Raw genomic sequence first — 18043 nt, 5'->3', positions numbered from 1 at the left:
ATACCCTTTCTTTCTAAACCCTTTCGCAAAATATCCAGAGATGAAGATAAAGGCAGGCATATGGAATAAAAAAATTACCGTATATAATGTGAAAAGTATTCGATCCCGTTCTTTTAACGGACTTATTAAATGCCCGAACACAACGAGAAAAATCAAAATGAATTTTGCATTATCGAAATATTTACTCCTTTTTGAAGTAACAGCCATTCTATCACCCCGCTGATTATTTTTCTTAAAAAGATATTTAAATATATTTTTAAGACTAACAATAATTGATGAGATAAATATCTGTATTATTATTTTAACCTAAAAACATTACATCCTTATGTATTTAAAATTACTTTCTATTGCATTAAAATTACAATTCCACAATAGCAATACCATTTACCTATGAAAAATTTACCACCCCAAATTTTTGGAATGAATGGTCTTGTTGAAGAAAATAAATAAAGAGCCTGGAATCCTCCAAGCCCTTATTGTTTATATTGTCACTATATCAACGAAGTGATTACTAATGATTTCATCATAATTTTCCTTCAATTCCTCTAGTGAAATCTTTAATCCAACTGAAATCTTTTGTAAAAATTCCTGATCCTGCCGTAGCCAAGAACCATAATTTCTTTTTAGGAAACGTTCTGCTTCTGAGTAGGAAGGAAATCGTTGTTCAAATCTTTCCCCATTATGGATAAGATCATATCCGCCATTTCCTGCAGGCAGTACGAACGAACTTTCTCCCATATGGTTTTGATAGCTTGTACCAAATGCCATTTCTTTCACATTAAATTCATTCCGGTCTGTATCCGGTTTAAGCGGATTCAGTTCAAAAACATCGGCAATAAAGGTGTCAAACGCCTCTTTTGACATATCCGCGCCAGATGCTTTAGGATGCCCCCCGCCCCCATACCTTTGCGCAAATTCCGCTACATTCACTTCATCATGAATCGTACGAAAACCCATTTTCTTTCCACTTACATTCAATAGAACAATCATATCCAGATGGGGATAAATATTATTTAGTGCGTTGCCAAGTTCAGATAAATACTGTTCAGCGTGGACAACCCCAACGCAATAATGATCCACAAAAGTTTGTACTGTCTGTCTGCTTTTTGAATGGATATAGCGGTTAATTTTTTGATCTTCAATATCAAGAATCATATTTTCTGTTTCCGTTAATTGAAACGAATCCGGATTTTCCGTCAACCTTTTCAGCATTTCTTCTTCGAATTGTTCTCTATTCATTATGTAAAATAAATCGTTTAATCGCTTGGCTGTTACATTATTATTTTCATCCCATTCCCATGTATCATATTGACGGACTAAATCAATAAATTCCTCAAGCGCTATATTTCGCTCCATTTTACCTTGCTCAATGAGAAAATCATAAAATAATGAAGTTGCACATGTTTTTTTACCATTTGGGTACTCCGGTGTTACCCTGCCCCATTGATAATCATTAAAATGCATTGCCGTTACATGATGATCAATCATCTGAATATGTTTCCCCTGCTTAAACCGATCCTGCAGTTTTTTTTCAACTAATTCATTTACTGCTAGGTCGGTAATATAGACTTCTTCTTTATTATTCGCCGGATTTTTAATATACGATTCAACCCTTTGATTTAAATTTCGATAAGAACAATAGAAGACATTGGCCTTTTCCCCGAAGGCCATTTTTGCAATCAAACCGCATCCAAGACCATCTAAATCCATGTCTGTAAAAAGTTTTACCATACCTCACACCATCCAATCATATTCCTAACGTATAGTTTGGTTTTGAATAATATTCTTATACAGTGTATAAAGAAGACTAAGTAACCCGTTAGTATCTATTCACTAAATATATATTATATGAAAGATTAAATCGACTTTTTCGACTAGAAATTATACAAGTTGCTAAAACCTGCCATTATGACCTGGTAACAAAAATCACATACAGATGATTAACTATATGGTAAGATTCATGAGAAGTTTCTAGAATTCAATTGAAAAGAGGTTATATTTTGAACTTTCCACAATTAAAAATTGGCCATATGATCCCAAAAGTTCCAATTATGCAAGGCGGGATGGGCGTTGGCATCTCATTAAGTAAACTTGCTTCAGCAGTAGCAAACGCCGGGGGAATCGGGATTATTTCTGGAACGGGTATTTCAGTTGAAGATATGCGATTTCATATTAGACAGGCAAAGGCTCGAATCAAAAACGCAGGATATATTGGTGTAAATGTTTTATTTGCGATGAATGATTTTGCTGAAAAAATGAAGGCTGCCATCGAAGAAAAGGTTGATTTCATCATATCTGGTGCCGGAATCTCAAGAGATATGTACTCATGGGGGAAACAAGCTGGAATTCCCGTCATCTCTATCGTTTCGTCTGCTAAATTAGCAAGGATTTCCGAACGGCTTGGTGCTGCAGCAGTTGTAGTGGAAGGCTTTGAAGCCGGCGGGCATCTTGGTACAGACCGGCCGATGTTCGCAATTCTTCCAGAAGTTGTCGAGGCGGTTTCGATTCCTGTTATTGCAGCCGGAGGAATATTGACAGGAGACGATATTGCTAAAGCCATTGCGATGGGGGCATCCGGAGTTCAAATGGGGACACGTTTTGTTGCTAGTGAGGAGTGTGATGCACCATTCGCATTTAAACAAAAATACGTTGATGCCCAAAAAGAAGATTTAGTACTGGTTAAAACGACCGTTGGCTTAAATGGGAGGGCGATTAAGAATAACTTTACTAGGTTAATTAGCGGCCCCGATAAATTGAAAATTGCTAAATGCCATGATTGCTTAAAAAATTGTTCTTACCGTTTTTGTACCCTTGACTCACTGGTAACCTCAGTTAATGGAGATGTTGAAAATGGGCTGGTTTTCGCTGGTGCCAGAGTCGGTGAAATAAAAGAAATACTCCCTGTAAAACAAATAATTAACAATCTTACTTTGGAATATCATGAAGCGATGAAGGACCATTCATTAAAGCAGCCACTTTCTCTATAATAAATTGAATAGATAAGCCAACCGGAAGGGCGGTTGGCTTATCTATTCATCTTTTTTCCCTTGGATAAATGTTAATAGGCAGAAAAAAACAAAGCTTAGTAGAAGAATCGCCCCTCCGCCTATGTAAAATGGGGTCTCAACTGATTCTGGAAGAAAATCTGGTTTTAAGTTATATAACGCCATTCCCCCGGTCAAACCAATAGAACCAATGATGGCCGAATAAACATGAAGCCCCGCCAAAATTCGACTTTTCGGTTGAAAAACCCGATAATAAACGGCCCATGCAAATAATGTCAGCCAGCCGACAACTAAAATATGTGCATGAATTGGGCGGAGTGTATAGGAACCGGAACCGGCCATATGTCCTCCAAGTCCTGCTCCAATTAAGCCGAAGATTGCTGCTGTTTTTAATAATACATTACTATATTTAACCACTGACATACATCCTCCTTGTTTCATTTCGTAAATAGAATACGCTGCGAATATGAACGGAAGATGAACAGCACTTTACGTTTTAGGGAGATTTACGATAATAGTAGTACCTTTTCCTTTTTGACTTGTTAAATTAATTTCCCCATGATGCATATCAATAATTGATTTGACAATAGATAACCCAAGCCCTGTGCCTTCAACTGAACGCGCCCTTGAAGAATCCGCTCGGTAAAAACGGTCAAAGATTCTTTCCTTTTCGTTTTCAGTTAATCCAATCCCAGTATCCTTTATTATTACCTCTACTTGTGATTCAGTATCAAATACTTCAATATCAATCGTTCCATTTTCACTATTATATTTAATTGCATTCGTCAACAGGTTTTCCCAAACAGAATAGAGCAAAGAGGCATCCCCTTTAACCGAAGCATCTGGAAGAGAATAACTCATCATAATTCCTTTATCTATGACCCTCCATTGGTATTGGTGGATTACACTTTTTAATTGCCCTGCTACATCTATAGTGCTCACTTCCATTAAATCCTTTTTACTTTCTATGGAGGAGAGCAGCAACAACTGTTTCGTCATATTGGATAAGCGATTAACCTCAGCGTGTACAACATCAATATACTGCTGCTTTTCCTGATCACTTTTTCCATTGCTTTCAAGCAAATTTAAATACCCTTTAATATTGGTTAGCGGTGATTGAATATCGTGGGTAATATTGGAGATTAATTCTTTGCGCAGTATATCGACTTTCGCTAATTTTTGTGCCATCGTCATAAAGTTGGCCGCTAAATGACCGAGTTCATCATTCCGATCAATATCCAGCATAATTGAAAAATTACCATCTGCAATTTCCTTGGTTGCCAGGTTCAACTCTCTAATTGGCTGTACCAAGTATTTTGTACCGATTAGAACCAAGAGAATACTTAACAAAATAGAAATAATAAGCAGCCAGCCGAAAAGAACATGCATCTCATTAAACATAAGCTTAATATCGGGTCTGATGAATAAGGCGTAGTTTTTATCCTGATAGGATAAGGGAACCCCGACAGAGTTTTTTAATTCATTAGCAAAAAAGCCGGTAACAAATGTTTTATGCGGAAACTGCCTGACACCGTGGTACACTTCACCATGCAAAACATTATTGGAAATGATTATGGGCAAATCTTTTACCCTGAAGGAAGAGCCAAAATACTGCTTGTCCCCTTCTTGGCTGATCAATAGAATTTGATAACCAATTGCACCTATATGATCAAGATAGTCCTCTAAGCTTATTAGGGGATGTTTACTGGCAAAGTCGGCGATTTCAAAAGCAAAATTAGTTATTTTCTCATCATTTTGCTCTTTTAATTTCACCTGATAATAAGAGTTAGAGAGAATAAATGAAATAAGACCGCTAAAGACCATAATCATAATAGTTATGAAAGCGAATTTGCTGTATAGAGATTTCATTTTCATTATTAAATAACCTCCAAGGAATAGCCCACTCCTCTAATTGTTTTAATCGTGAAATCCTCTGCAATACTTGCAAACCGTTCGCGCAACCGTTTAATATGAACATCCACCGTCCGTTCATCCCCTTCAAAATCATGGCCCCAGATTTTTTCAATAAGATGTCCGCGGCTGAATACTTGGTTAGGATGTGCTGCCAGAAAAGATAAAAGTTCAAATTCTTTTAAAGGCAGCATAAAGGTTTTGCTGTTTATTTTCACCTCGTAGCCTTTTTTGTTTATGTACAGCGACCCTAAATTGATATTGGCACCGCCAGCGTTTCCATATCTTCTTAACAGAGCATTTACGCGAAAAATTAATTCCTTAGGCTCGAAAGGTTTGATTAAATAATCATCCGTCCCTGATTCAAACCCCTTTTCTTTATCTTCAATCTGGCTTTTAGCCGTTAATAAAATAATTGGCAGATCGTACAATTTACGAATTTCAGCTGTTAACTGATAGCCGTCCATAAAAGGCATCATAATATCCACGATTGCTAAATCACATAACTCCGTTTGTAACATATCAAGAGCTTCTTTCCCGTGTTCCGCAGCAGTAACCCTATAGCCTTCCTTCATTAATAAACCTTTCACAAGACTGCGAATATATTCATCATCATCCACAATTAAGATCGTTTTCACACCAACACCCTCTTACATTTTTCTCACCTTATTTTACTTAAAGTATTAAAGTTTGGAAAGTTTTGTACAGCGGCGATTTTCTAAATAAATTCGACAAACCAACAACTTATATGTTACCATAAAGTTGTTACTAACAAGATTAAACTTTAGTCAGGGGGAATGACATTGATAGAATTTAAAGACATTGTTAAAAAATATCGAACAAAGGCCATCATAAATCCGTTCTCGTTAAATATAGATGCTGGTCAGTTAGTTGTTTTTATCGGGCCTAGCGGCTGCGGAAAAACAACTTTGCTTAAGATGATTAATAAACTAATACAACCAACATCGGGAAAAATATTTGTCGATGGAACAGATATCTCCACTATGAACCCGATTGAGCTGCGGAGAAATATTGGCTACGTGATTCAAAACACTGGATTGTTTCCACATATGTCAATTAAAGAAAACTTAGAATTAATTCCAAAACTTAAGGGAGAAGAACCAGCACTAATTGAGAAAAAGACAAAAGAATTGCTTGAATTGGTTGGGTTAGACCCTAAAGAATATTTACACCGATTTCCAAAAGAATTAAGCGGCGGACAGCAGCAGCGAGTGGGTGTTGCAAGAGCTTTTTCCACGGACTCCGATATTATCTTAATGGATGAACCCTTCAGTGCACTAGACCCTGTAACAAGAAGTTCACTTCAAGATGAGTTATTCCAAATGCAAAAGGAATTAAATAAGACGATTATTTTTGTCACTCATGACATGGACGAAGCTATTAAAATAGCAGACAAGATTTGTATTTTAAAAGATGGTGATATTCTCCAATATGACACACCTGAAAATATACTCAAAAATCCGGCGAATGATTTTGTCGAAGGCTTTATAGGGAAAAGAAGGGTTTGGAACAACCCTGAATTATTACTGGCTGAGGATATCATGATTCCGAATCCCGTAAAGATTACGGCAATGCGGAATGTCTTGCAGGCAATTGAGATCATGAAGGATCATAAGGTTGACAGTTTGATGGTTACGGATAAACAGAATGTCCTTAAAGGGCTGGTCACGTTAAAAAGCATTCAATTGCTGAATCGGAATACTTCTATCGAAATGATCATGGAACAAAATGTTTTATCTGTTCCACAGGATGCCAATTTAATCTCCGTGTTAGCCATGATGAATGAGCATAAAATTGGTTATCTTCCTGTTGTCAATAATGCAAAGCAGTTGACAGGACTTATTACACGAAGCAGTATTTTATCGGCATTAAGCAGCCAACTAATTGACTTGGAGGTGGCGTTTTAATGGGTGCTTTTTGGAACTATCTCACAGCAAATTACCAGCAAATCGTAAATTTATTAGGTGAACATCTTTATTTAAGTATCGTTTCTGTATTGATTGCGATTGTCATCGGGATTCCGCTTGGCATCTTGATTTCAAATGAACCAAAGCTGTCAAAACCGATTATCGGAACAACGAACGTTATTCAGGCGGTACCAAGCTTGGCTTTACTTGGATTCCTCATTCCATTCATTGGAATTGGCAGTTCACCTGCAATTGTTATGGTCGTCCTTTATTCCCTGCTTCCTATCGTGAAGAATACCTATACTGGCTTGACAAATATTGATGGAGACATTCTGGAAGCCGCCAAAGGCATCGGTCTAACTAAGAGTCAAACGATGAGAAAGGTTCAGCTCCCATTAGCCTTTCCGATGATTATGGCGGGTATCAGAATTTCAGCGGTTACCGCTGTTGGTTTAATGACCATTGCTGCTTTCGTCGGTGCAGGCGGACTTGGATACCTCGTATTCTCAGGTGTACAAACGGTCGATAACCATATGATTTTGGCAGGGGCGATTCCAGCTTGTATTTTAGCTCTATTAATTGACTTTGTGGTTGGCAAACTTGAAACTTCCCTTTCCTATACAAGCAAGCGAAAAACTCCCTCGAAATCAGGAAAAAAAGTAAAACGATGGATGATTGCCTTTGCTTCAATCATTATCATTGCCGCAGGAAGTTTAAAGATGTATTCAATCGCCAATGCCGAAGATAAAATTGTCATTGGTTCAAAGAATTTTAGTGAATCGATGATTTTAGGAAACATGCTTGCCGATTTAATAGAAAACAAAACGGATCTTCAAGTAGAAAGAAAACTCAACCTTGGTGGTACCCAAGTCGCTTTTAGCGCTATAAATAACGGCGACATTGACCTCTATGTAGAATATACCGGAACAGGGTTGGTTAATATCTTAAAGCAGCCTCCCGAAAGTGACCCAGATAAGGTTTATGATTATGTGCAAAAGGAATTTAAGCAAAAATATGGGATTGAATTATTAAAACCAATTGGATTTAATAACACCTATGCTCTCGCTATACGTCAGGATACAGCAAAAGAATATGGGTTGAGTACCGTCTCAGATCTAGCTAAAGTGAGTGGAAATTTAATAGTGGGGCCGACAATTGAATTCTCCAACCGAGAAGATGGTTTAAGCGGACTTGAAAAAACTTATAACATGGCTTTTAAGGATGTGAAAGCGGTGGATGGCGGCTTGCGCTATACTGCACTTAAAAATCATAAAAGTGATGTCATCGATGCCTTTTCTACAGATGGTTTGCTGGAAGCTTTTCAATTAAAGGTGTTAAAGGATGATCAAAATTTCTTCCCGCCATACTATGCCGTTCCTATTATTAAAGAAGAAACTTTACAAGCTCATCCTGAATTGGAAAAAGCAATAAATTCCCTGGCTGGTAAGCTCAGCGATGAAAAAATGCGCCAGCTTAACTATAAAGTTGACAGCCTGAAGCAGTCCCCTGCAAAGGTTGCAAAAGAATTTTTAAAAAAAGAAGGATTATTAGATTAAATGGGAAGAAGCCGGATTTGTTAAAGCCGGCTTCTTTGTGTTTTACTCTTCTAAAAAATGGAGAACCCTGTCATTGGTTTTATCATCACCAATAATCAATAAAACATCGCCTTCTAATATTAAGGCGTATGGGCCCGGTGAAATAATTAATTCACCTTTCCTCTTCATACCGATCACTGTCCCTCCGGTATTTTGCCAGAACTTCGTTTCCGAGATGGTTTTGCCAATATGTATACAGCCAGGAAATATTTCAACTTCAATAGGCGCTAATGGATTTGTGTGACGCAGCTTCCCTGAGTAGTCCATGATTTTTCTAACCGTATCAAAAAGCTGTTCGTCAAGCTTGTCCCGCTCGGAAATGAGTGTATTTATCTGCTTCTCTAATTCCTTTATACTTGCCAAATTTGAAAAACGATGAATATATTTATAGGCATTTTCACGGGAAGAGATGACAATCCCGCTGCCTTTTGTTGAATGAACAATCTCGACATCTTCCAAAATCTTGATCGCACGTCGAACAGTTTCAGGGGATACTTTGTATTCACTTGCCAAAGTAGATCTTCCATGAATCTTTTCTCCAATTTTAAACTTCCCATCGTAAATTCTATTTGCCAAATCGATGGCAATTCGCTCGTAAGTTGGTATTTGTGCCTTTTGCATTGGAACCCTCCACTAAACTTAAAAATGGATGCCTATACTATTCACTATACCGCTTTTAGCACAAGTTTGCGAGCTCAAGGTGTGACACCATTATATTTGGACAGTTTTGGACATAATTGTAATTGAGTCCGTTGAAATGAGGTGAAAAGTAATGAAACGAAAAGTAATCATTATATTAAGCGGAATTTTTATATTGTTTATGGCCGTTTTAGTCATTTATTATCTAATTAAAGGGGATGCTTCCCGATGGCAGGTAGCGTTGGGTGGTATCCTTGCAAGTGGTTTACCACTTGTCCTGCTCCGGATGAAACAGAATCCATTTAACATTCCCATTATTTTAGGGTATTATCTTTTTTTATTCTGTTCGTTATATTTAGGTTCCATCGCAAGCTTTTATTTGCACCACAAGTGGTGGGACTCTACCCTTCACTTTTATAAAGGAATATTCATCGGAATTGTCGGTATAAGCCTTTATAAACAAATGATCCCTTTAAAAGTACGCCGCAATGTCTCAGCTTGGATTCTTTTCCTATTCACTCTCTCACTCGCCGTCTTGGCTAGTGTATTATGGGAAATATATGAATTTGTCGGGGATCTAACTTTTACCCGTACGATGCAAAGAGGAGGAAATACCGATACCATGTATGATTTACTATGTGGTGTTGCCGGCGGGCTTATTATCGCAGTTTATTCCCTAATTCGAAAACAGAAGGTATAAGGGAGGTGAAAGGTATGAATCGTAAGCTTGTAATCCTATTTAGTGCATTATATGTCATCTTCATGGCAATTTTAGCAGCCTATTACTTTAAAAATGGTGTTTCCTTTAAAGCAACAGTGGCTCTTGGTGGGATCGTATGTGGTGCCATCCCGCTTCTGTTGGCACTTTTTACGAAGCTGCAATTTAATTTGCCCATTGTCATTTCATATTTAATTTTTTTAGTCGGTTCACAGTATCTCGGTTCGATACGAGGCTGGTATGGGCTTGGCTGGTGGGATACCTTTATGCATCTCGTCAGCGGGGCCATTCTTGCCTTTTCAGGAATTGCTTTATATGAAAGGTTGATTCATAGAAATGCCGGAGATGCGATTTCGCCATGGTTTGTTTTCTGGTTCACCCTTTCGTTCACAGCACTTGGAGGCGTTCTTTGGGAGGTCTATGAATTCAGCTGTGACCAATTTTTGGGCATGACCTTACAAGGCGGAGGGAATACAGACACTATGACAGATTTAGTTGCTGATACCGTCGGGGGTCTTGTGATTGCTGTTTGGTCAGGAATTCGCACGAAGATAAAATTAAATAAGGGGAAATAAGGGAAGGTACGCCATAGTTGACGTACCTTTTTAAGAATATATAAATAAATAAGTTTCGACTTTGAGAAATGTCCAGCTCCAGCGCCCTAGCAGCAGTGTACTTCGCTTTTCTTAGTTAAACTGTTACTGCTGCAAAAAACTCATCGTAGATTGCTTGAACCGCTCTTTTTTCGTCCACTTCTTTTACGCCGAACATCATACTGACCTCGGAGGATCCTTGGTTGATCATTTCGATATTCACACGAGCCTTTGCCAATGCCTTTGATGCTCTAGCCATTGTACCAACATTATGACGCATGCCTTCTCCGACCACCATAATAAGGGCCAAACTTTGTTCGATTTTCACCTCATCAGCATGCAATTCTGTCTTAATCCGCTGAGTAATTTCTGCCTCTATTTTCTCATCAAGCTGATTTTCTCTTAATATCACCGACACATCATCAATTCCTGATGGGGTATGTTCATAAGAGAGGCCAAAATCTTCTAAGATCCCTAACAGCTTGCGTCCAAAGCCGATTTCCCTATTCATGAGGTACTTGCTGACGTATATACTGCAAAATCCTTCATCGCTGGCTATCCCAATTACTGGGCCATTGGTATTGTCCCGCTCGTACACAATCCTTGTCCCTGGAGCAGCAGGGTTGTTAGTATTCTTAATTTGGACAGGAATTCCCGCCCTAAATGCCGGTACAAGCGCTTCGTCATGTAACACGCTAAATCCCGCATACGAAAGCTCCCGCATTTCACGGTAGGTTAATTCCTTAATTTCCTTTGGCTTTTTCACAATAGAAGGATTGACGGAATATACTGCATCCACATCCGTAAAATTTTCATAAAGATTCACCCTAAGTGCATTAGCAAGTATGGAACCGGTTATATCGGAACCGCTTCGTGAAAATGTGTACACCTCGCCCTCTTCGCTATAGCCAAAAAATCCCGGGAATATTATAATCCCTGAGCGCTCGCGCAATGAAAATAGACGGTCATATGCTTCCGGTAATGCTTGAGCATTTCCCGGCTCAGCACTGACGAGTAGTCCAGCCTCTTTAGGATCAACATATGTTGCTTCGACCCCCCGCTCGCGGAAATACGCAGCGACTAATTTTGCGTTATTATCTTCACCGCTTGCCTTAAGTAAATCAATAAATCGATCCGGTTTACTTTTATCACTTGCCAATCTTCCTGCTAAATCATTATAAATTTCCTCTATCACTCCATCCGGAAGATGACATTCCTCTGCAATTGCTGCATATCTTTCCAAGACAGCCTCAAGCGTTTCTTTAGGATCTTGATTTTGCAAACATTGTTCAGCACATTCAATCAATAAATCTGTTACCTTGATATCTTCTTGAAACCTCTTCCCCGGAGCTGATACGACGACAACTTTTCTTTCAGGATCAGATACAACGATCTGAAATACCTTCTCAAGCTGTTTTCCGGATGCTAAAGAGGATCCGCCAAATTTTGCGACCTTCATCCCTACATCCCCTACTCTTTTAAAAATATAACCCTAATTTTATTACAATTTCGAAAATATTCAAGAGTTTTTTTCCATCCTGTATGTACATTTGTTTTTTTTACGAGGACATTTAGTGGTATAGGGTATTATTTTGAAAACATTAACGAATGATTTCAATAAAATGCGCTAGAATCCTTGCTGTCAACCCCCAAATGGATCGGTTGTCGTAGCGGTAAAAATATTCCTCCACACCTCTAGCCCGCCAATTGTAGTTTTCACCACCGGGGATTAAATCAAACGGAAACCCCCTCTCCGGCTCTGCTTTAAAGTGAACACGATAGATCTCAGGATCATGGTTTATGAAAAAAGACAATGGAACTGTAAAAACCTCTCCCACTTCCGTAGGATTTGGCTGTATTTCTTCTGCTTTGTCAATGTATCCCACATATGGATAAAGAATCATTCCAAAGGGGGAAATCATATAATCTAAAGGATAAACATTTGTAACTTGGTCTTTGTTTATTCCTAATTCCTCTGCCGTCTCACGGATGGCTGTATCCATCTCATCCAAATCCTGTGGATCCATTCTTCCTCCTGGAAAACAAATCTCTCCCGGCTGCCTTCTTAATTCAAGGGAACGAACCTCAAACAAGATATGAATCCCATCCTCCTTTTGCAGCAAAGGCACCATCACTGCATACTTTGAAAACTTTTCACTACCCAGAATTGTTGGTGTATGACTTTTAACTTTTATCAGCACCTGTTCCAGCTCCATGTGTACACCCCATTCCGTTTCTTACTATTTCTACTTTTACAATACCACTTTTTATGTCTTAGTTGAAAAAAAACAACCCAACGATGTCGTTGGATTGTTCTTTTACATTTTATCATTCCTTCTTCTCAAACCAAGAATACATATAGGCGGGATCTTCAAAATCCTGCGAAGATTTTACTATTTTCAAAGGGTGAAAGGTGTCAATCATCACGGCCAGTTCAAGTGTTTCTTTTTTCCCAATACTTGCTTCTGTTTTTCCTGGATGCGGCCCGTGTGGTATTCCGCCCGGATGAAGTGTAATTGAGCCCTTCCGCACCCCTTTACGGCTCATAAAATTACCTGCCACATAATATAGCAGTTCATCACTATTTACGTTGCTGTGATAGTAAGGCGCAGGGATGGACTCTGGATGATAATCATATAATCTTGGAACAAAGGAGCAAACAACGAAATGATTTCCTTCGAAGGTTTGATGGACTGGCGGCGGCTGATGCACCCTTCCGGTAATCGGTTCGAAATCCTCGATGTTAAAGGCCCACGGATACAAATATCCATCCCAGCCAACCACATCAAACGGATGGTGACCAAGAATATGTGAGGAAATCTTGCCTCTTGATTTCGTCAATACCTCAAATTCTCCTTTAACGTCGAACGTCACCAGGGTTTCTGGTCCGCGAATATCACGCTCACAAAATGGACTGTGCTCTAAGAGCTGCCCATATTCGTTACGGTAGCGCCTTGGGGTCGTAATTTGGCTAAAGGATTCAACAAAAAGCATTTTCGTCGTTTCATTTTCATTCGGAAGCACCCGAAATATGGTTCCAATCGGGATAATCAAGTAATCACCCGGACGGTAGGAAATCGTGCCAAACATGGTCTCAAGCTGCCCCGTTCCATGATGAATAAAAAGCATTTCATCCCCATCGCCATTCCGGTAAAAGCTTTCCATTGGTGCCGTCACATATGCTGTTCCAATGAGTAAATCCTGATTTCCAACTAAATAAGTTCGAGCCTTCAGCGCGTTACCTTGCTTTACCACTTTACTGGTTAAAAAATGCCGGTGCTTTAACGACTGTTCCACTTCGTATTCAGGCAAATAATTGCCTGCCCCTTCCGATTTCACAACCTCTGTTGGCATATAATGATGATACAAGATGGATTGTGTTCCGGAAAACCCGCGCGTTCCCATTACCTGCTCCCGAAAAAGGCTGCCATCGTCTTTTTTAAACATCGTATGTCGCTTATGTGGAACCTCACCCATTTGGCGGTAATACATCACTTCACCTCTATTCCATCAATAATGGTATTCTTCAATCTGCCTAAATGATCGATCTCCAATTCTACCTGATCTCCCGGTTCAAGCCAGCGATGAACGTGCTCACCCAGCTCAAGAATGCATCCCGTGCCGACAGTTCCAGAACCGATGATTTCACCCGGATAAAGTGTAACGCTTTTTGATGCCCTTGCAATCATTTCTCCAAATGAAAAATATATGTCCTTTAGATTCCCTTCTGATAGCAGTTTCCCATTCACCCAGGCTTTCATGGATAGATCAAAGCCATTTCCTTCTTTTAATGATTCTAGTTCATCTTTTGTTACTATCCACGGCCCAATGGAGGTTGAAAAATCCTTTCCCTTAGCAGGCCCTAGACCCACCTTCATTTCTTCCTTTTGTAGGTCTCTTGCGCTCCAGTCGTTTAATATGCAAAAGCCAAATATATAGTCATCTGCCGCTTCCTCAGGGATATCCCGGCCTTCTTTCCCAATAACGCAGGCAATTTCCAACTCATAATCAAGCCACAGACACTCTTTTGGTTTAACAATAGCTTCACCGGGCCCCTTTATGGCCAGGTGATTCGAAAAATAAAAAACAGGGATTTCATACCACTCCGGAATCATTTCGAGTCCGCGGTTTTCCCTTGCCGTTTTCACATGTTGCTCGAAGGCATAAAAATCACGGAAGCTTCTAGGTACGGGGAGCGGTGCTTTTAATTGAATTTCACTTAAACGGTAAATTCCTCTTTGCCCGCTTGTTAATGGAAAAAGACTAGCAGCTTTCTGTCTATTTTCTTCAGACTTTTCGAGAAAATCTAGTAGGTTATTAGGGAGGCTCCCATCAGATGCATCGTGCATATCCACTACATGCTCATCATCTACTAACCATCCTGCACTGATTGATCCATCTTTTTTCTCAAAGGTAACAAATTTCAACAACCTCACCCTTTTTCCGTATTGTGAGCCCCTTTAATTATTTGTTTATATTCTATAGGTTTCCGCGTCTTTCCTGCTCTCGTTCTATAGATTCAAATAATGCCTTAAAGTTCCCTTCACCAAACCCACGGGCACCTTTACGCTGAATGATCTCGATAAATAATGTTGGACGGTCAACGATTGGTTTTGTGAAAATTTGCAATAAATATCCTTCATCATCACGGTCTACCAAAATATCCAATTCGCGCAGCTTTTCAATTTCTTCATCTATTTTACCGATCCGTTCACCTAATGACTCATAGTAAGTACCTGGCGTTTTAAGAAACTCCACCCCATTCTTCTTCAAAGTGGCTACAGTAGACACAATGTCCTCTGTTAAAATCGCTAAATGCTGTACACCAGGGCCATTGTAAAATTCCAGATATTCTTGGATTTGTGACTTCCGCTTACCTTCAGCGGGTTCATTGATTGGGAACTTAATCCGGCCGCCATTATGCATCACCTTTGACATAAGAGCAGAATATTCAGTCGTGATATCTTTATCAGAGAAATGTTTCATTTCCTTAAATCCCATGACCTTAGAGTAATATTCAACCCACTCCTCCATCCGCTCGACATTGCCAACGACGTGGTCAATTCCAATTAGTCCTGCATCCTCAAAAGGCAATGTTGATGTATAGGATTCATATCCGGGCAAAAACGCTCCTTGATAATTTTTCCGTTCAATTAACGTATGGATGGTATCGCCGTATGTACCAAGAACGGCTTTCTTGACAACACCGTTATCATCCTCCATGTCAAATGGAGCTGTAAGGGCAATTGCTCCCCTGTTTACCGCTTCTTCAAAAGCTTTCTCCACATCATCAACCAAGAGGGCAACGTCTTTGACACCATCACCGTGTTTTTTAACAAACTGAGCAACCCTGCCGTCTTCTGTATATGAACCAGTTAGAACCAGACGGATATTTCGTTGCTGCAAGCAATAGGAAGCGGTTTCGCGATTACCAGTTTCGAGGCCCGAGTAGGCGACAGGTTGAAACCCATAAGCCGTACAAAAGAAGTGACATGCCTGCTTGGCATTGCCTGTGTAAATCTCAATATAATCTACATCCCGCACCGGAAAAAAGTCATCTGCAAGCTGCTCTGCTCTTACCCTATTTTCTTTCATCTAGAAACCCCCATTAAAGTAAAAGTAATAATATTCAGAATTAATTCTAGATGAGAAGGTGTTGTCTTCTCAAGGGCGGGATGTAAAGCAATAACGCTTTTTGGTGTTAAAGATTGTCTTGGATTGCCTGAAGAAAAAAAGAGAAACATGCCTATACGATGCATGTTTCCACTAATTATATGTTATTAAAGTTTTTATTGATTACGAACAATGTCTTATTTTGTAAAAAAATTTTTTCCTACTGCGAAAGAATGGCTCGGTCGCTCGCCATTTGAACACCACGAATTCTTTTAAATTCACTCAACAGGCTTTCAATTGTGAGGTTTCTCTTTTCATTCTCATTCACCTCGAAAATTATTTGCCCTTTATCCATCATGATTAATCGATTTCCAAGGTCAATAGCTTGCTGCATATTATGGGTAACCATTAATGTCGTAAGATTGTATTTATCCACTATTTCCTTTGTTAGGTTTGTAATTAACTCAGCCCGGGAAGGATCAAGTGCTGCCGTATGTTCATCAAGAAGCAGGATGGATGGTTCCGTGAAAGTAGCCATTAACAATGAAAGGGCTTGACGCTCCCCACCCGAGAGCAAGCCGACTTTTGCACTTAAGCGGTTTTCTAAACCCAAGTGCAGCGATTCCAATACCTCCCTGAAATATTCCCGCCTCTTTTTCGTCACTCCCCTTCTTAATGTTCTCGTTTTATTTCTTGAGTAGGCCATCGCTAGATTTTCTTCAATCGTCATACTAGGAGCCGTTCCAGCCATTGGATCTTGAAAGACACGTCCAATCATTTTTGAACGGTTAAACTCCGTCATATTGGTAATGTTCTTTCCCCCGATTTGAACTTCCCCTACATCAGGAATTAATACACCGGAAATGATATTCATTAAGGTTGATTTCCCCGCACCGTTACTTCCAATTACTGTAACAAAATCCCCTGGCTTAAGCGACAGGTTCACATGATTGATAGCGATTTTTTCATCCGGCGTTCCCTCATTAAAAATCTTATGAATCTGATTTAATTGCAGCATGCTGATCCCCCTTCGCCCCAGCGGAAGCATTGATGATATTCATTCTTTCAGATTTTCTGCGCGCCTTCCGCTTTTTCTCTCTAGAACTGTCAATTATCTTAGGAGCTGTAAGTGCGATAATAACAATTAGAGCAGTAATAAGTTTCATGTCACCTGGGTCCAAGAAATCAACACGCAGTGCTAAAGTAATAACAATTCTGTATATTATCGCACCACCAACAACTGCAAGTGTCGTTCTGGCAATCGTTTTAGTGCCAAATAAAGCTTCACCAATAATGACAGAAGCTAACCCAATGACAATCATTCCAATTCCCATGCCAACATCGGCAAATCCGCCTTGTTGAGCAATCAGTGCACCTGAGAAAGCTACCAACGCATTGGATAAACCAAGGCCAAGGACGACTAGAAGGTTGGTATTGGCAGATAGGCTGCGAATCATTCGCTTATTATCACCTGTTGCTCTTACAGCAAGACCAAGTTCTGTTTGTAAAAACCAATCAGTAAGAAATTTAATCATAAAGGTAACAATAATCATAAAAATAAGAATGCCCCATGTTTCCGGCAGGCTGTCGCCTAGACCAACCACCGCCAGAAAGTTATTGAAAAATGAGTCAATTCCCGTTTTTTCAAAGAAATCACTAATTTTTGTAAAGGCTGTATCTGTATTTAATAAAGGAATATTTGCGCGTCCCATGATTCTTAGATTAATTGAATAAAGCGCAATCATCATTAAAATTCCTGAAAGTAAGTTATTAATTTTTCCAAAAGTATGCAAAAGCCCTGTGATACATCCCGCTGCAAAGCCGGCAAATAAAGCTGCAATCGTAGCGATAAATGGGTTAACACCATTCACAATCAATACCGCAGAAAGAGCAGCTCCAGTTACAAAACTCCCATCCACCGTTAAATCTGGGAAATCCAGAATACGAAAGGAGAGATAGACGCCCAGTGCCATAATCGCATAGATGATGCCTGCCTCAAAAGATCCAAATATGGCTGTAAACATTGAGTTCATCCTTTCTC

The 18043-nt window shown here is 39.4% G+C and carries 18 protein-coding genes; 5 read left to right on the top strand and 13 right to left on the bottom strand.

The genetic code is table 11. From position 1 onward, the window contains the following. Both ACO1D1_RS12570 and ACO1D1_RS12565 read right to left on the bottom strand, forming a co-directional pair. A partial coding sequence (locus ACO1D1_RS12570) for an acyltransferase family protein (protein ID WP_423336099.1) occupies positions 1 to 207 on the bottom strand: 207 nt, incomplete at its 3' end. 273 nt (positions 208 to 480) lie between these two features. Beyond that, the gene (locus ACO1D1_RS12565; RefSeq protein ID WP_149870566.1) at positions 481 to 1731 is read right to left on the bottom strand and encodes a DHH family phosphoesterase; all 1251 of its coding nucleotides are present in this window, start codon (positions 1729 to 1731) and stop codon (positions 481 to 483) included. A 251-nt stretch (positions 1732 to 1982) separates the two neighbouring features. On the opposite strand from ACO1D1_RS12565, the gene ACO1D1_RS12560 reads away from it, so the two are divergent. Then, positions 1983 to 2987: an NAD(P)H-dependent flavin oxidoreductase gene (locus ACO1D1_RS12560; RefSeq protein ID WP_423336098.1), complete on the top strand. Its 1005-nt coding sequence runs from the start codon at positions 1983 to 1985 to the stop codon at positions 2985 to 2987. Positions 2988 to 3029: 42 nt separating this feature from the next. Here ACO1D1_RS12560 and ACO1D1_RS12555 read toward each other — a convergent pair whose 3' ends face one another. The 3 genes from ACO1D1_RS12555 to ACO1D1_RS12545 all read right to left on the bottom strand — a co-directional run bounded on the left by ACO1D1_RS12555 (position 3030) and on the right by ACO1D1_RS12545 (position 5554). Continuing rightward, on the bottom strand, positions 3030 to 3428 hold the full coding sequence (locus ACO1D1_RS12555; protein WP_190284658.1) for a hypothetical protein: 399 nt from the start codon (positions 3426 to 3428) through the stop codon (positions 3030 to 3032). A gap of 66 nt (positions 3429 to 3494) precedes the next feature. After that, positions 3495 to 4880: a HAMP domain-containing sensor histidine kinase gene (locus tag ACO1D1_RS12550; protein WP_317845664.1), complete on the bottom strand. Its 1386-nt coding sequence runs from the start codon at positions 4878 to 4880 to the stop codon at positions 3495 to 3497. Positions 4881 to 4882: 2 nt separating this feature from the next. Then, complete coding sequence (locus tag ACO1D1_RS12545; RefSeq protein WP_149870568.1) at positions 4883 to 5554, bottom strand: response regulator transcription factor; 672 nt, start codon at positions 5552 to 5554, stop codon at positions 4883 to 4885. 165 nt (positions 5555 to 5719) lie between these two features. Between ACO1D1_RS12545 and ACO1D1_RS12540 the strand changes: the two genes are divergently transcribed. Together ACO1D1_RS12540 and ACO1D1_RS12535 are read left to right on the top strand one after the other, a co-directional pair. Next, complete coding sequence (locus ACO1D1_RS12540) at positions 5720 to 6844, top strand: ABC transporter ATP-binding protein (protein ID WP_149870569.1); 1125 nt, start codon at positions 5720 to 5722, stop codon at positions 6842 to 6844. Beyond that, entirely contained in the window at positions 6844 to 8400 is a 1557-nt protein-coding gene (locus ACO1D1_RS12535; protein ID WP_149870570.1) for a glycine betaine ABC transporter substrate-binding protein, read from the top strand. The genes ACO1D1_RS12540 and ACO1D1_RS12535 overlap by 1 nt, the downstream gene beginning before the upstream one ends. Positions 8401 to 8442: 42 nt before the next feature. Here the strand turns inward: ACO1D1_RS12535 and ACO1D1_RS12530 are convergent, their stop codons facing one another. After that, positions 8443 to 9060, bottom strand: a complete 618-nt coding sequence (locus ACO1D1_RS12530) for a GntR family transcriptional regulator (RefSeq protein WP_149870571.1) — start codon at positions 9058 to 9060, stop codon at positions 8443 to 8445. Positions 9061 to 9211: 151 nt separating this feature from the next. Between ACO1D1_RS12530 and ACO1D1_RS12525 the strand changes: the two genes are divergently transcribed. Continuing rightward, on the top strand, positions 9212 to 9778 hold the full coding sequence (locus ACO1D1_RS12525; protein ID WP_423336097.1) for a membrane-spanning protein: 567 nt from the start codon (positions 9212 to 9214) through the stop codon (positions 9776 to 9778). 14 nt (positions 9779 to 9792) lie between these two features. After that, positions 9793 to 10371: a hypothetical protein gene (locus tag ACO1D1_RS12520; protein ID WP_423336096.1), complete on the top strand. Its 579-nt coding sequence runs from the start codon at positions 9793 to 9795 to the stop codon at positions 10369 to 10371. Positions 10372 to 10486: 115 nt separating this feature from the next. On the opposite strand, the gene ACO1D1_RS12515 is transcribed toward ACO1D1_RS12520, so the two are convergent. From ACO1D1_RS12515 to ACO1D1_RS12485, 7 genes are all read right to left on the bottom strand, one after another. Continuing rightward, on the bottom strand, positions 10487 to 11848 hold the full coding sequence (locus ACO1D1_RS12515) for an aspartate kinase (RefSeq protein WP_423336095.1): 1362 nt from the start codon (positions 11846 to 11848) through the stop codon (positions 10487 to 10489). A gap of 142 nt (positions 11849 to 11990) precedes the next feature. After that, positions 11991 to 12605: an NUDIX hydrolase gene (locus tag ACO1D1_RS12510; protein ID WP_149870575.1), complete on the bottom strand. Its 615-nt coding sequence runs from the start codon at positions 12603 to 12605 to the stop codon at positions 11991 to 11993. Between the two features lie 112 nt (positions 12606 to 12717). Then, the gene (locus ACO1D1_RS12505) at positions 12718 to 13881 is read right to left on the bottom strand and encodes a homogentisate 1,2-dioxygenase (protein WP_423336103.1); all 1164 of its coding nucleotides are present in this window, start codon (positions 13879 to 13881) and stop codon (positions 12718 to 12720) included. Further along, positions 13881 to 14816: a fumarylacetoacetate hydrolase family protein gene (locus ACO1D1_RS12500; RefSeq protein ID WP_149870577.1), complete on the bottom strand. Its 936-nt coding sequence runs from the start codon at positions 14814 to 14816 to the stop codon at positions 13881 to 13883. Before ACO1D1_RS12500 ends, ACO1D1_RS12505 begins: the two co-directional genes overlap by 1 nt. A gap of 52 nt (positions 14817 to 14868) precedes the next feature. Further along, positions 14869 to 15984, bottom strand: coding sequence for a 4-hydroxyphenylpyruvate dioxygenase (gene hppD / locus ACO1D1_RS12495; protein WP_149870578.1), 1116 nt, complete (start codon positions 15982 to 15984; stop codon positions 14869 to 14871). A gap of 238 nt (positions 15985 to 16222) precedes the next feature. Continuing rightward, the gene (locus ACO1D1_RS12490; protein ID WP_423336094.1) at positions 16223 to 17020 is read right to left on the bottom strand and encodes an ABC transporter ATP-binding protein; all 798 of its coding nucleotides are present in this window, start codon (positions 17018 to 17020) and stop codon (positions 16223 to 16225) included. Continuing rightward, positions 16995 to 18026 (bottom strand): ABC transporter permease, encoded by a 1032-nt coding sequence (locus ACO1D1_RS12485; protein WP_149872727.1) that lies wholly within the window; start codon positions 18024 to 18026, stop codon positions 16995 to 16997. The genes ACO1D1_RS12490 and ACO1D1_RS12485 overlap by 26 nt, the downstream gene beginning before the upstream one ends. Between the last annotated feature and the right edge of the window lie 17 nt (positions 18027 to 18043).

Source organism: Neobacillus sp. 19, from assembly GCF_049463095.1.
Taxonomy (GTDB): Bacteria; Bacillota; Bacilli; order Bacillales; family Cytobacillaceae; genus Neobacillus.
The sequence above is the reverse complement of the archived record's forward strand: the minus strand, read 5'-3'. Positions and strand labels throughout refer to the sequence as shown.